14 protein-coding genes are annotated in these 17,586 nt (G+C 62.1%); 4 read left to right on the forward strand and 10 right to left on the reverse strand.

All coding sequences use genetic code 11. The annotated features are described in order from the left end of the window. Position 1 precedes the first annotated feature (1 nt). Positions 2–2,248: a Tex family protein gene (locus IRI77_RS01305; protein WP_194450289.1), complete on the reverse strand. Its 2,247-nt coding sequence runs from the start codon at positions 2,246–2,248 to the stop codon at positions 2–4. 150 nt (positions 2,249–2,398) lie between these two features. On the opposite strand from IRI77_RS01305, the gene IRI77_RS01310 reads away from it, so the two are divergent. Together IRI77_RS01310 and IRI77_RS38280 are read left to right on the forward strand one after the other, a co-directional pair. Next, positions 2,399–2,785, forward strand: a complete 387-nt coding sequence (locus IRI77_RS01310; RefSeq protein WP_194450290.1) for a hypothetical protein — start codon at positions 2,399–2,401, stop codon at positions 2,783–2,785. Between the two features lie 73 nt (positions 2,786–2,858). Next, on the forward strand, positions 2,859–2,987 hold the full coding sequence (locus IRI77_RS38280) for a hypothetical protein (protein ID WP_267239365.1): 129 nt from the start codon (positions 2,859–2,861) through the stop codon (positions 2,985–2,987). Between the two features lie 337 nt (positions 2,988–3,324). On the opposite strand, the gene IRI77_RS01315 is transcribed toward IRI77_RS38280, so the two are convergent. The 8 genes from IRI77_RS01315 to IRI77_RS01350 form a co-directional block, all read right to left on the reverse strand. Next, positions 3,325–5,787 (reverse strand): CHAT domain-containing protein, encoded by a 2,463-nt coding sequence (locus IRI77_RS01315; protein ID WP_194450291.1) that lies wholly within the window; start codon positions 5,785–5,787, stop codon positions 3,325–3,327. Positions 5,788–5,833: 46 nt separating this feature from the next. Then, positions 5,834–6,733, reverse strand: a complete 900-nt coding sequence (locus IRI77_RS01320) for a hypothetical protein (protein ID WP_194450292.1) — start codon at positions 6,731–6,733, stop codon at positions 5,834–5,836. 14 nt (positions 6,734–6,747) lie between these two features. Further along, positions 6,748–7,422, reverse strand: a complete 675-nt coding sequence (locus IRI77_RS01325; RefSeq protein ID WP_194450293.1) for a zf-HC2 domain-containing protein — start codon at positions 7,420–7,422, stop codon at positions 6,748–6,750. 42 nt (positions 7,423–7,464) lie between these two features. Further along, entirely contained in the window at positions 7,465–8,040 is a 576-nt protein-coding gene (locus IRI77_RS01330; RefSeq protein ID WP_194450294.1) for an RNA polymerase sigma factor, read from the reverse strand. Between the two features lie 90 nt (positions 8,041–8,130). Beyond that, complete coding sequence (locus tag IRI77_RS01335; RefSeq protein ID WP_194450295.1) at positions 8,131–9,075, reverse strand: SDR family oxidoreductase; 945 nt, start codon at positions 9,073–9,075, stop codon at positions 8,131–8,133. Between the two features lie 31 nt (positions 9,076–9,106). After that, positions 9,107–9,949, reverse strand: a complete 843-nt coding sequence (locus IRI77_RS01340; RefSeq protein ID WP_194450296.1) for a sugar phosphate isomerase/epimerase family protein — start codon at positions 9,947–9,949, stop codon at positions 9,107–9,109. Positions 9,950–10,006: 57 nt separating this feature from the next. Beyond that, positions 10,007–10,999: an alcohol dehydrogenase catalytic domain-containing protein gene (locus IRI77_RS01345; protein ID WP_194450297.1), complete on the reverse strand. Its 993-nt coding sequence runs from the start codon at positions 10,997–10,999 to the stop codon at positions 10,007–10,009. A gap of 5 nt (positions 11,000–11,004) precedes the next feature. Further along, the gene (locus IRI77_RS01350; protein ID WP_194450298.1) at positions 11,005–12,411 is read right to left on the reverse strand and encodes a glycosyltransferase; all 1,407 of its coding nucleotides are present in this window, start codon (positions 12,409–12,411) and stop codon (positions 11,005–11,007) included. A gap of 225 nt (positions 12,412–12,636) precedes the next feature. Between IRI77_RS01350 and IRI77_RS01355 the strand changes: the two genes are divergently transcribed. Next, positions 12,637–12,867, forward strand: coding sequence for a hypothetical protein (locus IRI77_RS01355; RefSeq protein WP_228486551.1), 231 nt, complete (start codon positions 12,637–12,639; stop codon positions 12,865–12,867). An 18-nt stretch (positions 12,868–12,885) separates the two neighbouring features. Here the strand turns inward: IRI77_RS01355 and IRI77_RS01360 are convergent, their stop codons facing one another. Next, positions 12,886–13,233, reverse strand: a complete 348-nt coding sequence (locus tag IRI77_RS01360) for a DUF5658 family protein (protein ID WP_194450299.1) — start codon at positions 13,231–13,233, stop codon at positions 12,886–12,888. Between the two features lie 735 nt (positions 13,234–13,968). On the opposite strand from IRI77_RS01360, the gene IRI77_RS01365 reads away from it, so the two are divergent. Beyond that, positions 13,969–17,562 (forward strand): TonB-dependent receptor, encoded by a 3,594-nt coding sequence (locus IRI77_RS01365; protein WP_194450300.1) that lies wholly within the window; start codon positions 13,969–13,971, stop codon positions 17,560–17,562. Positions 17,563–17,586 lie beyond the last annotated feature (24 nt).

Raw genomic sequence — 17,586 nt, forward strand, 5'->3', positions numbered from 1 at the left:
GTTAACGAACCTTCCATTTCGACGAAAGCGCCGCCAGCTTGTCGTCCATCGACGGTTTTGCCTGCTGCGGACGCTGCGGCTTCTGCGGCGGCGGCCCCTGCAGCGCCTTGATCGACAGCGCGATGCGCTTCGTTTTGGCGTCGGCGCTCAGCACCTTCACCTTGACGATCTGCCCGGCCTTCACCACCTCGGACGCATCCTGGATATAGCGGTTGGACAACTCGCTGATGTGGACCAGGCCATCCTGGTGCACCCCCACATCGACGAACGCGCCGAACTTCGTCACGTTGGTGACGACACCCTCCAGCACCATGCCGGGCTGGACGTCGGCGATCTCCTTCACGCCTTCCTTGAAGCTGGGCGCCACGAACTTGTCGCGCGGATCGCGGCCCGGTTTGCGGAGCTCTTCCAGGATGTCGTTCAAGGTGTAGACGCCGACGGCGATGTCATCCTTCTTGAACTTCTCCAGCAACTGCGGCTGCTGGATGATCTCCTCCAGCTTCACGCCCAGCCGTTCGGCGATCTGCGCCACCACCGGGTACGACTCAGGGTGGACCGCCGTCATGTCCAGCGGGTTGGACGCTCCGCGAATCCGCAGGAAGCCGGCCGCCTGTTCAAAGGTCTTCGGCCCGATGCCCGGCACCGCGGTGAGCTGCACGCGCGACGTGAACTTGCCGTTCTCGTTGCGGTATTCGACGATCTTCAGCGCGGTGCGCTCGCTGATGCCGGCGACATAGCGCAGCAGCGCCCATGATGCCGTGTTGAGTTCCACGCCGACGCGGTTCACGCAGCTTTCGATCACGGTCTCAAGCGATTGCTGCAACTGGCGCTGGTCGACGTCGTGCTGGTACTGGCCGACGCCGATCGACTTCGGATCGATCTTGACGAGTTCCGCCAGCGGGTCCTGCAGGCGGCGGGCAATGGAGATGGCGCCGCGCACGGTGAGGTCGAGGTCAGGGAACTCCTGCCGGGCGATATCCGAAGCGGAGTAGATCGACGCGCCCGATTCATTCACCGTGACACTGAACACCGTATCGAGCTTTTCCTGTTGCAGGAACTCGCGCACGAAGGCATCCGTCTCGCGGGAGGCGGTCCCGTTGCCGATGGCGATCGCCTTCACGTTGAACTTCGTGATCAGGGACTTCAGCGTCTTCATCGCACCGGCGGTATCGCCGCGCTGCGGATAGATAACGGTATTCTCCAGGTACTTGCCGGTTTCGTCGACAATGGCGATCTTGCAGCCGGTGCGGATGCCCGGATCGATGCCCATCACGCCCAACTGTCCGGCCGGCGGCGCCAGCAGCAGGTTTTGTAAATTCTCGCGGAACACCTGGATGGCTTCCGAATCGGCGCGCTTCTTCAACTCCAGCCGGATCTCGGTCTGGATGGAGCTGTTCAGCAGGCGGTTGTAGGAGTCGTCGCTGGCCAGTTCCAGCTGCGGCGTCCAGTCGCCCGGGGTCTTCAGGATGAAGCGTCGTACCAGGTCGAGGGCGCGCACCGGCTCCAACTCGATGGTGAAGTAGAGGACGTTTTCGCTCTCACCACGGCGGATCGCCAGCATGCGGTGAGAGGGGATCTTGCTCACCGGCTCGCGATACTCGTAGTACATCTTGAACTTTTCCTGCTCGTCGACGGCGTCCATCACCTTGCGGCTCACCACGACGCCCTCGTCGAACATCATCTGCCGCAACGCCTTGCGCAGATCGGCGTTCTCGCTGATCATTTCGGCGATGATGTGGCGCGCGCCTTCCAGCGCCTCGGCCGTTGTGTTGACGCCCTTCTCGGCATTCACGAAGGTGGCGGCGAAGGCTTCCAGCGGCAGTTCAGCCGGTTCCTGTGTCCAGAGATAGAGCGCCAGCGGCTCCAGTCCCTTTTCGCGGGCAATGGTGGCCTTCGTGCGCCGCTTCGGCTTGTAGGGCAGGTAGAGGTCTTCGAGTTCGCTTTTTTCCAGCGTCTTCTCGATGCGGGCCTTCAACTCGGGCGTAAGCTTGCCCTGCTCCTCAATCGAGGCGAGGATGGTGGCGCGGCGGTCCTCCAACTCGCGGAAGTAGGCGAGCTTCTCCTCGATGGAGCGGATCTGCACTTCGTCCAGATTGCCGGTGGCCTCTTTGCGGTAGCGCGCGATGAAGGGGACCGTGCCGCCTTCGTCCAATAGTTCGATGGTCGCGGTCAGCCCCTTCAGGGGCACATTGATGACCTGTGCGACGTGGATCAGGATCTCAGGGGAAAGAGACTTCAGTTCAGGCATGTGGAAACACCCATATGGTAGCCCGGCCCGCGGGAAAATCTCTCCTTGACGGGCCGCGCGCGGCTGTGTTTGGCGGTTCCGGGCCTCCCGGCGGAGCGGACATTCAGATCGCAATGCCGAAACCTGTATGATGAGAGCGGGTGCTGAATTATGAAGCTAGGCTCTTGGGTAAAATCGAATATTGAGTATGGCCGCGATCTGGTGGAGTCCGGATTGGAAGGCGCATCCACGGTGAGAAAAGCCTCCTTCCGCGATGACGAAATCGCCGGTGAATTTTCGCGAGCCGCGGAAGAATCCCTGCTGCCGACACTGCTCGGAATCTGCATCGGCGCCGCGGCCGGCTACATCACGGATGATCGCAAGTCGAAGCGCGGCGCGCTCATCGGCGGAGTGGTCGGCGGAGCCATTGGATTTACTGGCGGATTGGCTTGGGGCTCACGCCGTGTGACGGGTGCTTTGGCCGGCGGCGCGATCAAGAAGATCAACGCCGCGCGCGATGAGCACTGGCTCGAAAAACACCCTGTCGTCTACGGCTGAGCGCTGTCTCTTCGCCTGTGGTGGGGAAAATAAACCGGCGGTGGCGGTGGATAGCTGCTACGCTTTAGCCACCATGTCAGCCAGCAACGGAGACAAATCGCGGCATCACCGCCTGCGCAAGAGAAAGCTGCAGGTGCGTCTCACGATGCGCGCGCTGCGGCAGAAACTGACTGACGCCAAGGCCGTTCCGGCCACCAAGTAGACCGCCCGCCAGGTGAATTGGGTTCCGCCCTGGATTCAGCGCCTCTGAAAAGCAGTTGCGGCAGTCCCACGCGCATCCCCTCCGATCTTCGGATTACGCGTGAGAGCTGCCGCTCAGGCTGAGGTTAGGAGCGCTCAACGCGCCAGCCGCAGAGCCCTGACATTTGACCGACACACGTTTCCGGCGATGGACGTTCCACCGGAACCGCCTGTGGCTTCCTCCAGAGTCGTACGGCTCAGAGCTGGCCCGGATCGCCCTAGGGTCTGCCCTCAACCTTACTATTTGTTAAGTGCACCAGACGGCCTTTGCGTTTCATCAGAATGCGCAGAATCTGCATTCAGCGCACGTAGACCTGGTAGGGCGCCCAATAGTACGGCCGCCGGAAGTCTCCGCCCTTCAGCATCCGCAGTTTTGCCGCCCTCAACGCCTCGTCCGGAGCCCGTCCCGCCGCGATCCCCTCATACAGCCACGTCATCAGCTCCGCGCTGGAACTATCGCTGACATCCCACAGTCCGGCCACCACCGCGCGCGCTCCGGCCTCCAGGAACGCCCACGACAGTCCGATCAGGCCTTCGCCCGCATAGCTGGTGGTGCCGGCGCTGCTGCAGGCGGAGATCGTCACCAGCCGGGCCTGCAGCTTCGGCGTGCTGAGAATCTCACGAGCGTACAGCCGGAACTGGTCGCCCTCGCGCGCCAGGATGATGGCCGAGTCCAGCGGACTCACGCGGCCCACCTCGGCGTGCGCTGCAAAGTGGACCAGCGCGTACTGTTCCGCCCGCGCCTTCCGGTAATTGGTCCGGGTGGCATTGCTGCCTTCCAAAACCGTTTTGTGCAGGGCGGGGAACTTCGCCGCGATGCCAGTCAGCTCTCTCCGCGCGCTCTCCAGTGCCGGGTACTCCGGATCCGGCGCATCGGGTGCGCCCACCAGCAGCAACCCCTCGCCCGTCTGCGGCGCTGGATCCGATGCCGTCAGCATCGTGAGGGACGGTGCGATGGAGAGCGTCACATCCTCCAGCCAGTAATGCGGCTGGGGACGCGGCACCGGCAACGATTCCAGATTGATCAGGTGGACAGCGCCATCGGGGATCACCGTGACCCGCGCAATCCCCTCCGCCTCGCTTGCCGCGCCCAGCAGCATCTGATAGAGCTGCGAGCCTGGGCCGTCCGCGGTCTCACGCAACGGATCGCGCAGCGACTTCTCGATCTCATTCCGGTAAAGCTTCACCTGCTCTTCCAACCTTGACGCCGGCGGCAGTTCATGCGAGCGTACGCCCGTGGCCGTGATTGTCCAGAGCCATGACCTCTTGGGCGCGGTCCAGTAAAACAAAACGGCAGTCTTCCGTTCGGAGGCGAAGCGCCGGGCGCGCGCCACGATGTCGGCTGCTACTGGCGGAGCGGCCCGCTCCGATTGCGCCGCCAGAATGCGGCCCCGGCTCGACTCCGCCACGCGCAGGGCCGCCTCGGTCTCGCCCCGCGCCATCAATGCCTCGACGTAATCCTGGTGAAAACGGATCAGCCGCGCCAGGAAGGTGATCTTCGATTCCCGGTTGCGCAGCTCGATCCGCGCCGTCTCGATCTGTTGCAGGGCTGCCTCGAAGTGCGGCTTGGCCGCGGCAAACCGCTTGCGGGCGATCTCCACACGCGCCAGTCCGGCGTGGGCATCCCACAACAGCCCGCGATTCCCGCCGCTGCTGGCCAGCACCTGCTGGAAGTCCTTGGCCGCTTCGTCAAACCGCTCCTGTCCGGCGGCGATGAAGCCACGATTCAGGCGGAGGTAGTTCAAGGCGGTTTCATTCGAACGGTCGGCCTTACTCTCCCAGGCCTGCTGGTTCCAATTAGCGGCATCCTGCCATTTCTGAGCCGAAAGGTACGCCAGGGCCAGGTTGCCGGCCCAGGTTGCCGGATCGTCGTGGAGCTCCCTGGCCAGGTCGAACGCCTTGTGATACGACTGCACCGCCTCGTCGAAACGGCCTTGGATCAGGTACATCGACCCCATCTCGCCCAGGCTGTCCTTGAGATTCGCCCGGTCGCCCACCATTTCGAGGTTGGCGGCCACGCGGGACTGCCACTCCAGCGCTCTTGGAATGTCGCCCAGTTGCGCGTAGCACAGCGCTGCATTCGTGGCGGAACGGCCCGCAATCCAGCGGGCATCAATTCGATCGGCCGCCGCGACGGCCTGCCGGGTGAAGGCAATCGACTCGTCGTAGCGAAGCTGCCGCAGCCGGAGAAACGCCATGTTGTTGCAGGCGGCGGCCTCGCTGTAGGCGTCCTTCCGCTTCATGGCTTCGGCCAGCGCTACCCTCGTGACCTCTTCGGCGGAGCGTTGATCACCCTTGCGCGCCAGGCGCGCGCCTTCATAAACCATCGACAACAGTGCTGTTTCGGAATCGCCCGTCTGCTCGGCCAGTTGACGCGCTTTCTCCAGCGCGACCTGCCCTTCATCGAAGCGGCCCTGCCGCAGGCACACACCACCTATCACCATTTGCCGCCGGGCCTCCCAGCGTGCACCTGGCGCGGCATCCGTCAGTTCCTTGGATGCTTCGGCCGGCTTGCCTTGGGCTAACAGGATTTCGGCGCGCAGGGTACGAAAGCGGGAGCGCCATTCGCTGGATTTCGACTTCCGCCAGTCTTCATGCCCGTCCAGGTTGTGCAACGCAGCCTGCAGGCGCCCGGTGCGATAGAGCCGCGTCACTTCCTCGAAACGCGTCTGGGGTGCGCTCTGGAAGCGAGAGCAGCCACAGACGAGAAGCGCGAAGAGCAGGCACCACCGGAGCATCAGCCCAAGTGTACCTGTCCTCACGCTTCCAATTCACATCCTGCCCCGGCCATCCCGGCGCAGGGGCGGTCTATGGGATGGTGGTGCCGTTCGTCTGGGTTTCGCCGAGGACCACTTCACCGCCACCCTGGTCCGCCTCCGGCGCGCGAGCCGCCGCCAGCTTCAGGGCTTTGGCCGTCATCTTCGGAGCCGTGCGCAGCGTCTCCATATTGCCGCCGATCTCCATGCGGAACATCGTCAGCCGCCGGGAGTGCTTCGAGATCAGCAGTTCGCCCAGGTAAATAGTGCCAACCCCGGGCCACCGGACCACATTGCCGCAGATCTCGACTCCGGGCAGGGGCTCGCCCACCCACTTGATGCTGGTGACAACCGTTGCAAAGATGATGCCTTTGAACTCCGGAGGCCGCAGCCGCTTCGGAGAATCCGCCGAGACGCGCCACCCTGATTTCTCACGAAACGAGGCGGTCTTCGCATAGTAATCGACCAGGGCCTGCTTGGTCGGGTTGCGCTGGAACGTCTTGAGGTCGAAACTCACCGCCAGTTCGTGCCCGTCCAGTTTCAGGCCGGTGAGTTCGGCAATATCCGGCGCAATCCGGGCCACTTCTTCTTCCGGAGGATGCCGCGAAACAATGCTCACCTTGATACTGTCCAGCGTCAACCGGTTCAGGATCTGGACCTTCTCCACGCTGCATTTCACCGTGGTTGTGTGATCCTTGTCCAACCCATCGCCTTCGCTCATCGCGGAGGTCGCGGCTAGGCCGACGCACAGAAACGGCTGGTCCCCGCCGGGCATCGGGACGGTGCAGTTCTCTGCTTTGGCCTCGGAAATACCACCAATCACCGGCAGCGAACTGGCGGCCAGGACTGGAACGATCTGGTTAACGGCCTCGCCGCGCGCATTGCGGACCAGGCGTCCGGCGGCGCCCACAGCGTCACCGCGGAATATGAATCTGGGTTGAATACTCGCCAAGGGAGAGACTCCTGTCAGGGTTGGACTTCAAAACGGAAACGAGCCAGGACCGGGCCGCCGGGTATGCTGCGCAGGGTAATTTGGTATCGTCCCTGTCTCGCGCTGCCGGCTGGTAGCGACAGCGTCAGCGGTTCCCCCGCGGCAGGCGCGGATACCTTGAATGGCGCCGCCGCCGGGCCATTCTCCAACTGCAACTCCACACTATACTCAGGCAGAGGACGAATACCGGCCAGATCCAGTGTCAGGACCAGGGAATGGTGGTCCGGCACGTTTACCGCCGAACCGGCACCCCGGGTCTCGCCGCGCAGCAGCAACTGCTTAGCCGCCTGCGGTGCCTGGAAATCGTGCGACCGTGCCGGTTCCAACAGATTCTGATAGCCCATCACCACCAGGAGTGAAGCCAGCGCGGGTGCCGCAATCGCCGGCCGTAGCCAATGGAAATACCGCTCCCAGAACCCGGTGCTATGTGTTTTCTGCGCCGGTTTTGGGGCCTCGGTCCTCGCTTCGGGACGCGTCACCCGCACTTCCGCGCGGGCGTTGGCCTCCAGTGAGGACATGATTCTGATTTCCTCCGCGCATTGCTCGCACTCGAAGAAGTGCTCTTCAAACTCAGAGCGTTCGACAGCGGGCATCTCGTCGAGGAAGTATCTCTCGACCGCGGTGGTTTCGATGGCTGACCGATGATCCATCTTTACCTCTAAAACAATTGTGAGTTCAGCTTGAGTTTCGTTTCACTCGCCGACACCATGAGCCTTTCCACGCTCCCCGAGTAGGGCGCTGAACCGGTTCCTGGCGCGATGCAGCAAGACTCTCAAATAGTTTCGATCCACTCCAAACTGTTGACAGATCTCGTCTTTGTCCTTCTCCTCCAGAAAAACTTGACGCAAGAGTTCACATTCCTTCGCCGGCAATTCTTCCAGCAATTGGCGAACGAGATTTCTCCTTTGTTCGTTCACCATTTCGCTTTCGGCGTCAATCTGGCCGTCAGCGGGATGATAGTTTTCCGGCATCGGGGCAGTCCGCGACTCCGCCCGGTACACTTCCATCACCACGTTGTTGCACACCGAGTTGACGAACGCGCCCAGGCGTTCCGGATGGTCAATGCCTCGTTCGCGCAGCGTCAGCAAGACCCTCAGAAACGTCTCCTGCTTCGCTTCCTCTACCAGTTGCGGAGCCCTGAGCTTGCCGCGCAGCTTCACCCGCAGCAGATCACCAAAATAGTTGACGAAATGACGCTGAGTGTCTGGATCGCCCTGCTTGAGCCGCAGGACATAGTCGCTGTCGAAGCTCTGCTGCTCGAGTTGCACTCGCACGTGTATCCTATAGTAATACAGGCACTTCCTCGGCGAAAGCACCCGCGTGGGTTCTTTGTGGAACGATTTTCGAACGAGCGGCGGCTATGTGTTGGCCCGGTACCACTCAAGCGTGAGCCGCAGGCCCTCGTCGAAACTAAACCTCGGAGCATGGCCCAGATCACGGACGGCGCGGGCCGTGTCGGCCTGTGAATCCTTCACATCCCCGGCCCTCGGCGGACCATATACCGGTTCGATCTCGACCCCTTCAAACCCGCACAGAATCCGCCACGTCTGGTTCAACGTGAAACGGCCCCCGTTGCCGGCGTTGTACATGTTGCCCGAAACCACGGCTGCCGGCGCATTCGAAGCCTTCAGGCATAGACCAGCAACATCTTCCACATAGGTGAAGTCGCGGGACTGCTCGCCATCACCAAAAATCGTGGGCGGCCGCCGCTCAATCAGGCAGCGCATGAACAGGCTTAGCACGCCCGAATACGGACTCGACGGGTCCTGCCGCGGCCCAAACACATTGAAGAAACGCAGCGACGTGGTCGTCAGCCCGAAACAGGAGGCGAAGACTGAGGCGTAGTACTCACCCATCAGCTTCTGCGCCGCATACGGCGACTTCGGCATCGGGATCATCGACTCCACCTTCGGAAGCACTTCCGTGTCCCCATAGGCGGAGGAGGATGCCGCATAAACCACCCGGCCCGCGCCGCCTTCGGCCGCGGCCCGGAACACGTTGAAGGTTCCATCGATGTTTGCCGTGTGCGACGGCACAGGCTCAGTGATCGAACGCGGCACGGAAGGAATCGCGGCCAGGTGGAAGACCTTCGGCGCGCCTTCGAGCAGCGGCGCAATCGCATCGTAGTCCCGGATGTCGACGACATGCAGGTCGACGTGTTCCGCCACCTCGGCCAGGTTCTTCTCGCTGCCCGAGCGCAGATTGTCGATCACCGTGACGCGCTGCGCGCCTTCCTTCAGCAATGCGCGCACAATGCTGCTTCCAATGAATCCGGCGCCGCCGGTAACAACTGGGTTTTTCATGCTTATCACTGCTCCGCGGGATCCCGGTCCATCAGGCGGACTCCAGCTCCTCGATAACACTGTTCAGGTATCGTAGCGACTCGGCTGAGATGCGCTCCGGTCCCGGACTGAAGTCGAACGCTTCCAATGAGATCCATCCCTGGTAATTCAACCTGCGCAGAGTGGCCAGGACAGGCGCGAAATCATAGTCGCCCGTGCCGCAGTGGCCGCCATCTGTCTCATTCACGTGAATGTGTTGGATATAGGGAAAGTAGCGTTCGATCACTTCCTGGTGCGGATCGGTCTCATCCACCGCATTGTGTGTATCGAACATCGTCTGGATCGCCGGGCTGTTCACCTGGCGCACGATCTCGACCGCCTCCGCCAGAGACCCGACCACATTCGTCTGGTTCGCCGGCAAGGCTTCCACCAGGATTCTCACTCCGCGCTCTTCCGCATGCGGCGCGACCCCGGCCAGCCCGTCCGCATAGCGCTTGGTCGCCTCTTCCCGCGTCGAGCCGCCGACAGTCCCGCGCTGCAAAGGAGATCCGAAGACCATCACTCCGTTGGGTCCCATATCGGCGCATAGATCCACAAGCCCCCGAATATGGGCCCAACTGCGATCCCGCAAGTCGGCATCCGGAGTCGTCACGTGCAGTCCCTTTGGCGCCACCATCAGCCAGTGCAGACCCACGAACAACAGGCCTTCGCCGGCGATGATATCGGCATACTGCTTGCGCTCGGCGGCAGGAATCGTGACTGGATCCTCCGAGAGCGTGAAGGGTGCAATCTCAATGCCCGAGTACCCGGTTTCACGAATGTGCCGGCAGGCTTTGTCGAAGTCCCACCCCTGGTAAACCTCGTTGCAGATCGAGTGGCGGAAAGGTAAGCCCATAAATTGAAATCGCTTCCCAGTGTACTTGAAATGGCCGGGCCGGTCCCGCTACCGATGTCAATCCAGTCGATGGACAATCTTCGGGATCAAGGCCGGGCCACCGAAAGAATCACGCCACTGGTCGATGTCACGCCGTTCAATCATGGCTGCCAGCAGCGGACGCTGGATTCGGCCGAGGTCTTCAATCGCCTGCTGGAAATGCGCGCGGCCCGCATTCACTGTGCCGGCCACGGTCAGGTTGTCCACCAGCATTCGGATCGGCTGCAGCGACAGGTTCTCCTCGCCCGCGCCAATCAGCATCAGTACACCACAGGGAGCCACCCACTCCAACAGGTTGAGGTTCCCGCCGGCCGCCTCAAATACGAGATCGGCTCGCGCCGGAATGCGGTCCCTCAGATAAGCCAGCCCGGCCTTCCGCAGCAACCGCACCCGCGGGTGATCCTCCGGCTCCAGTGAAAAGACCGTCACCTCCAGCCCCTTCAACTGCAGCAACAACGCTGTCAGGATACCCACCGGACCCGCGCCCGTGACCACAGCCGTCCTCGGCTCCATCGGATGCGCGCGCAGGGCGGTCTCCACGGCCTTCTCCACCACGCTCAGGGGTTCCGCCAGCGCCGCCACATCCAGTAAGCCTTCCGGCACGGCCAGTAGTTCGGCGCCGGAATCCAGCGTGAAGGGCGTCAGGTAACCATGCGCGCGGTTGATGCCGCGTTCCAGGTATTCGCCCGTCTGGCATAGATCGCGCCGTCCTCGCGCGCAATGGTCGCAGGCCGGACTGCAACTCCGCCGGATCATCGGTGCCACCCATGACCCCCTGGCCCAGTCCTTGTTGCCGACCTCCACCTGCGCCAGCGCCTCGTGCCCCAACGTCAGGAACGATTCACCGTCAGGCGGCAGCCCGAACCGGAATTTCGACAGCTCGCGATCCGTCGCGCAGATCCCGACCTCATGCACACGCAGCAGAACCTCGTCCTCGCGAGGCTCCAGCGGTTGCGGCAGGGAACGCTCCGCGAGGGTGCGTCTTTCAAAGTCCAGGCCGATCGCACGCATGGGACTTACTGCTTTCTGGCGACAACCAGCATGGACAGCCCCTTCCAGGGCAGCACATGATCCAGCGGACGCCACAACCAAAGGTTCTTATCGAAGATCTTCAATGGCAGCTTCGAAAGGGACGTACGCCTGAACACCTTGCTCGCCAGCCACCAGGCGGGCTTCCCCGACTTATTGATCTGCCGGACCGCTTCCAGGTTGAACCCGGCCGCCCGCAGCAACGTCTCGATCTCGCGCTGGTCGAATCTCCGGAACTGCCCCATGGCTTGGTCCACCGTGCCGTAGATGCTGCTCCCCTGCGGAGCCAGCAACAGCAGCCGCCCGCCTGGCTTCAGGGCCCGGTGCAGGCCTTCGAGCGCGATCTCCGGATGCGGCAACCCCTCCAGAACATTGATTGCAATGGCGGAGTCCACACTGCCCTCAAACCCGTCGAAAGCTGCCCGCCGGTTCGGATCCAACTCGACGACCGTGACATTCGGCGTGCGCAGAAAACGGTTCCTCAGCGCGTGCAGGTGCAGCGGATCCGATTCCGCCGCCACATACCGCAACCGCCGCCCCATCAGGCGCCCGGAAAAGGTGCCGAACCCCGCGCCGATCTCCAGAATTGTGTCGCCCAGGTACGGCCGCAGCAGGCCCGACATCCAGTCGATATAGCCAGGCGTGCGCGTCAGGTTGATCAGCGCCCCGCGGCCCTTCGTATCCGCATAGATGTCATCGATCAGCCAGTACTTCAGGATCACGCCCAGCGCCTGCAGGCCGTCCTTCCAGCCGATCTTCTTGCCCTCTTCATAGGTCCGGCCGTGATACGAGATCGGGACCTCATAAATGCGCAGTTGGCGCTTCGCGCATTTCATCGTGATCTCAGGCTCGAAGCCGAACCGGTTCGACCGGATGGGGATCGACTTCAACAGATCCGTGCGGAAGACCTTGTAGCACGTCTCCATGTCGGTCACATGGATGTTCGAAAACACGTTCGATGTCCAGGTCAGAAACTCGTTGATCTTCGTGTGCCAGTACGGCAGCACCCGCCGTGCCTCGCCCGACATATAGCGGGATCCGAAAACTGCATCCGCATGCCCAGCCAGCAGCGGCTTCAGTAGGGCAGGGTACTCGTTCGGGTCGTACTCCAGGTCTGCGTCCTGGATCAGGCAAAAGTCGCCCTGGGCCTTGGAAATAGCGGTCCGCACGGCTGCACCCTTACCTTGGTTCACCTCATGCCGGTACAACCGGATTAAGGAGTGCTTGGCCGCCAGCCCCTCGAGAATGGCCCAAGTCCCATCCTTCGAGCAGTCGTCAACAATGACCAGTTCGCGATCCACGCCCGCCGGTAGCGGAGCATCCAAAACCTGCTGCAGACTGCGCTCGACAACGGTCCGTTCGTTATAAACCGGGATAAGGATACTGAGAAGCACGGGTGACTCCCCAGTATAGTCGATGAGCCCATGGGGTCCGCCGTATGCCGAACAGATGCAGACTTTTGCGGGCAAACACGGGATAAACGAACACCTTAGGGCAATACGAGGCGACCTCACTAGTTCTAAGAAACAAATCAGTACGTTCTACGGAGTTTGTTGGGTTGTTGCGGTTTGCACCCTCAGACACCATAGATCTAGTACATGAGACATGGGAGGACTACCATGCGGCGTCTGATCGAACGTGCGGCCCAACGGGCCTCGCTACTGGCCGTGGACCTCTTGCATCCTGCCTCGACTCGCGGATGCAAAGGTCAGGATCTGGTGGAGTATGCGCTTTTGGCTGGTTTTGTCGCTGTCGCTGTGGCGGCAATCATCCCATACCAAGTGACCGGACCCATCTCCGGAATTTTTAACAAGCTCGAATACTATATGAAGACGTGGGGTAACGGCTGACGCTACACTGCCGCATCCTTACGCCTTCCATCGCACGCCCAACGCCAGCAGTAAACAGAAGAGATTCCATGCGACCAGCAGCGCGAAGAACATGTTCGCTCTCCGCAGCATCGCCACTTTGCCTTTGTTCCAGCAGTAGTATCCCAGCATCAGCGCGGCTATCTTCACGGCTGCCAATCCCATCAGGGGATTTCCGAACCAGCCGATGAGCGTCCGCACTAACGGATTTGCCTCCTGTGCGCCGGCCAGCAGGAACGCGAGCGTCGTCAGCGTGTCCAGTCCCTGCAGGTACACGAACTGAACCAGTTGATCAGTCCCTCTCGGCAGGGCTTGAGTCATCGAGATTTGTTGTGCTGCGGAAGCCATGTTCGATTTCTATTACAATCTATAAACCACTGAAAATAAAGGGCTAGCAGGTCCACCAAGCGTGAATTGAGAGTCCTGGTACCCAAATGGGCTCATCGCCCCTCGGCCTCCTCTCTAGTACGGGCCAGAACTCCTTTGTTTCTGCCAACTTCACCGAAACATCAGCCGGGCAGGCACGCCCCTTACCTCTGTTACTGCTGATCCCATTCCCCTCTGCACCCTCATCCCACCGCCCCTCGCTTCACACCTCCAGTAGAACCCGCGGTACCCGTTCGACTTCCACCGCCCCTCGCGGTGTTTCCCACCCTGCCGACAGTCTAGACCCGTCGTCCCTTCCGGGCAAGTTCTCTTTGCTTTGCCTCAAAGCAAAAATTTAGCAAGCAAACGAAATTAAACGTGACAAAAACGCTGGTTTGCTGTACAGTTGACTCCTGTCGGATGAAATTCACAGAGCAGTACCTGCTGTCCTATTCTGAATCCGGGCACCTATCCTATCGCCCGATATCCCCGGATCGTGCCCCAGGTCCTGCGATTGCCGCCCTGTTGCGCGCGCCCCGGTTCGTTGCCTTTTCCCCGGCTGCTCTTGTCCGGGGAGTTCTCATGAGATGAAAGCAAACGAAAGCCCTCGGGCGGTCGTCTGCGTCAGACCTGATCCCTGAATCCTGGGGCGGCCAGTCCGCAAACCGGCCGCACACCCGAACTTGTTTGAGTTGTTCCGACTTGGGAGAGAATGCAATGCGTGAATCAAGAGTCCGCCAATTCGTCGCCGGCGCCATTCTGTGCACCGTTGGCCTGTTAACCTTCGCCACTCAGCCTGCCTTCGCTCAAGGGAGTGACAGCGCCCTGTTGCGGGGCACCGTCACCGATTCCAGCGGCGCCGCCGTCCCGGGCGCTCAAGTGACCCTCACCGACCAGGCTACCGGCGTGGCCGGCAAGACCGTTTGCGACGGTGTGGGCCGCTACACGTTCAATGCCTTGAGGCCCTCCACCTACTCCGCCTCCGTGGAAGCCCAGGGCTTCAAAACCAGCACGCAGTCCAACATCATCCTCCGTGTCGGTCAACAATCCGACCTCTCCTTCTCGCTGGAGATCGGGTCCGCCACGCAAACCATCGAGGTGAAGTCGGATGCCGCCCTCCTCAATACGGTGAGTGGCGCGCTGGGCGCGGAAGTCTCCAATAAATACATCGTGGAGATGCCTCTGCTCGACCGCAATGTCACTTCTCTTGCCTTCCTGGCTCCTGGAGTCACCGAAGTCACCGGCACCAAGGTCGCCGACTTCGGCGGCACCATGTTCTCCTCCAATGGCCAGCGCTACGCCACCGCCGAGTTCCGTCTCGACGGCGGCATCGCCAGTCACCCCGAGGGCGGGGAAGGCGGCACCACCTTCGTCGGCTACCTCCCCACCGTCGAAGCCATCCAGGAATTCAAGGTCCAGACCAACAGCTTCTCGGCCGAATACGGCAACAACGGCGGCACCGTCATCAGCATGATCACCAAGTCCGGCTCCAACCAGTTTCACGGCAGCGGCTGGTACTTCTTCCGCCGTCCCGGCATGGACGCCAACGACTTCTTCGCCAACCGCGACTGTCCTCCGCCCGGCGATCCCACCCGCCCCGACAACGGCTGCAAGGGCTCCTATGCCCACGACCAGTACGGAGCCTCGCTCGGTGGCCCCATCAAGCGCCAGAAGTCATTCTTCTTTACAGACTTCGAGCGCCTGCGCCACAACGTGCCCTTCACCATCAACACCACGGTTCCGACGGAACTCCAGAAGAAGGGCGATTTCTCCAAGACCTTCAACTCCGACGGCGACCTGATGGGCATCTTCAATCCCTGCCCCATCGTGCACTCCAGCGCCACCGACGCCACCGGCCGCCCCTCCTGCAGCGTCTCCCCCGTCATGAGCGGCGGAGAGATCGTCGACTACAAACGCGCACCGTTCCCCGGCAACATCATCCCCGCCAGCCTGATGGACCCGGTGATGCTCAAGGCCATTGCGCTCTACCCCGCCGCCACCTCAGCCGGCGACGCGGCCACCGGCGCCAACAACTACTCCTCGAAGCTGGTCGACCAGAGCAACCTCTACAAGCTGGACGGCAAGATCGACCACTACTTCTCCGACACCAGCCGCATGGCCGGCCGCTACAGCCGCAGCCGCTCCGACCAGTTCACGCCCAATCCGTTCCTGTCGAACAACGACAACCTCTATAACAGCGACGGCGTTACCCTCGAACACACCTGGACACCGCGGCCCACCCTTATGTGGACCAACCGCGCCACCTTCACCCGCTACGCCAACTTCCAGCATGTGCCCGTCTCGGCGGATCCCGACACCATCGGCTTCCCCACCAGCCTGACCCTCAACCCTGCCTTCCGCCAGAAGAACTTCCCCAGCCTCTACCTGGACAACTATCAGGGCCTGAACGCGGACGTCAGCACCAACACCATTGAGACCGACACGCAGTACAGCTTCAACTCTCTGCTCACCAAGATCGCCGGCGGCCACAACATGAAGTTCGGCGCCGACTACCGCATCTTCCTCAACACCTTCTTCCAGCCCTCCAATACGGCAGGCGGGCTGAACTTCGGCGCCGCCGCCACCGCCCAAAGCGTCTACGATCCCAACACGGATGCGGAAGGCAATGCCGTCGCCACCATGCTGCTCGGCTACATGGATTCCGGCGCCGTCAGCGCCAGCCCGGCCGTCGCCAACCGGTCCAGCGAATCCTCCTTCTTCTTCCAGGACGACTGGCGCATCACCAATAAGCTGACCATCAACGTGGGCCTGCGCTACGAGTGGAGCACTCCCTACACGGAACGCTACGACCGCAGCCAGTTCACCTGCCTCTCCTGCGACAGCGGCATCGTCGTGCCGGGGCTGGGCAAGATTATGGGTACCACCATCATGGCCGGCAAGGATATTCGCCGCTCCACCATCGACAAGAACAACGTCGCCCCGCGCATCGGCTTCGCCTACTCGCCCGATCAGAAGACCGTCATTCGCGGCGGCGCCGGCATCTACTACGGCCTCAGCTACGCCACGAACTGGCAGTACGCCGGAGCCTCCTGGCTGCGCGACATCTCCATCCAGGGCACCAAGGACGGCGGCGTCACCCAGTTCGCGACCATCGAGAACCCCTTCCCCGTGGGCTTCGTGCAGCCCCCCGGCAACCGCTACGGCGCGCTCGCCGAGTGGGGTTACCCCAACTACAACCACGCCAGCGTCGACAACCGCAATGCCGAGATCTACCAGTGGAACCTCGGAGTCCAGCGCCAGATGCCCGGCGGCTTCATGGTGGAAGCCAGCTACTCCGCCAACCGCAGCACCCACCTGCCCTGGAAGAAGAATCCGCAGAACTACAACGTCCTGTCCCGCGCTGCCCGCGAACAGTACGGCGTCGCCGGGCTCAACCAGCAGGTAGCGAATCCCTTCCAGTACCTCTTCAGCGGGCCCAATGCGATCTTCGATTCGCCCGACTCCATCTATAACGACCCGACCATCGCTCGCATCAACGTCCTGCGCCCCTACCCGCAGTTCCCCGGCTACTTCGGCGGCTTCCCGCCGTTCGCCGCCAGCTCGCTCTATAACTCCCTTCAGATGCGCTTCGAAAAGCGCGCCTCCCACGGAGTCTCCTTCACGGGCGCTTACACCTTCTCCCACTTCGTATCAACCTCGGACGAAGGCGCCAACCGCTGGGTGGGCCGCATCAGCGCAGGCGAGCCGCAGGACCTCACCAACCTCGCCGCTGAGAAGAGCATCAGCGCCAACGACACGCCCCACCGCCTGGCCATCGCCACCGTCTATGAACTGCCCGTCGGCCACGGCCGCAGCTTCGGTGGCAGCATGCCCAAGGCCCTCGACGCGGTCATCGGAGGCTGGAAACTGAACGCCTTCGTCACTCTCCAGAGCGGCCAGCCCATGACCGTCCTGATGCGCACCAACCGCCTCACCGGCGGCGTGCAGCGCCCGAACATCACCGGCGATCCCCGCAGCCAGTACAGCATTCACGAAGTGGTGGATGGCGCCGGCAGCTTCTTCAATACCGCGGCCTTCTCGGCGCCTGGCGATCAGGTGCCCGGCAACGCGCCGCGCTACCTCGACGCCGCCCGCGTCGACGGCATCCGCAATCTCGACCTGGGCATCGGCAAGATCATTCGTGTCGGCGAAGGCCGGTTCTTCGAGCTTCGCGGCGAGTTCTTCAACGCCCTGAACACCCCGCGCTTCAGCCAGCCGAACACCAGCTTCGGCAGCAGTTCCTTCGGCACGATAGCCAGTCAGGCCAACCAATCGCGCCACGGCCAACTCGGCCTCCGCTTCGTCTACTAATGGAACCCGGACCCAAATTGAGCC

Origin of the sequence: Paludibaculum fermentans (assembly GCF_015277775.1) — a bacterium.
GTDB classification, from domain to species: domain Bacteria; phylum Acidobacteriota; class Terriglobia; order Bryobacterales; family Bryobacteraceae; genus Paludibaculum; species Paludibaculum fermentans.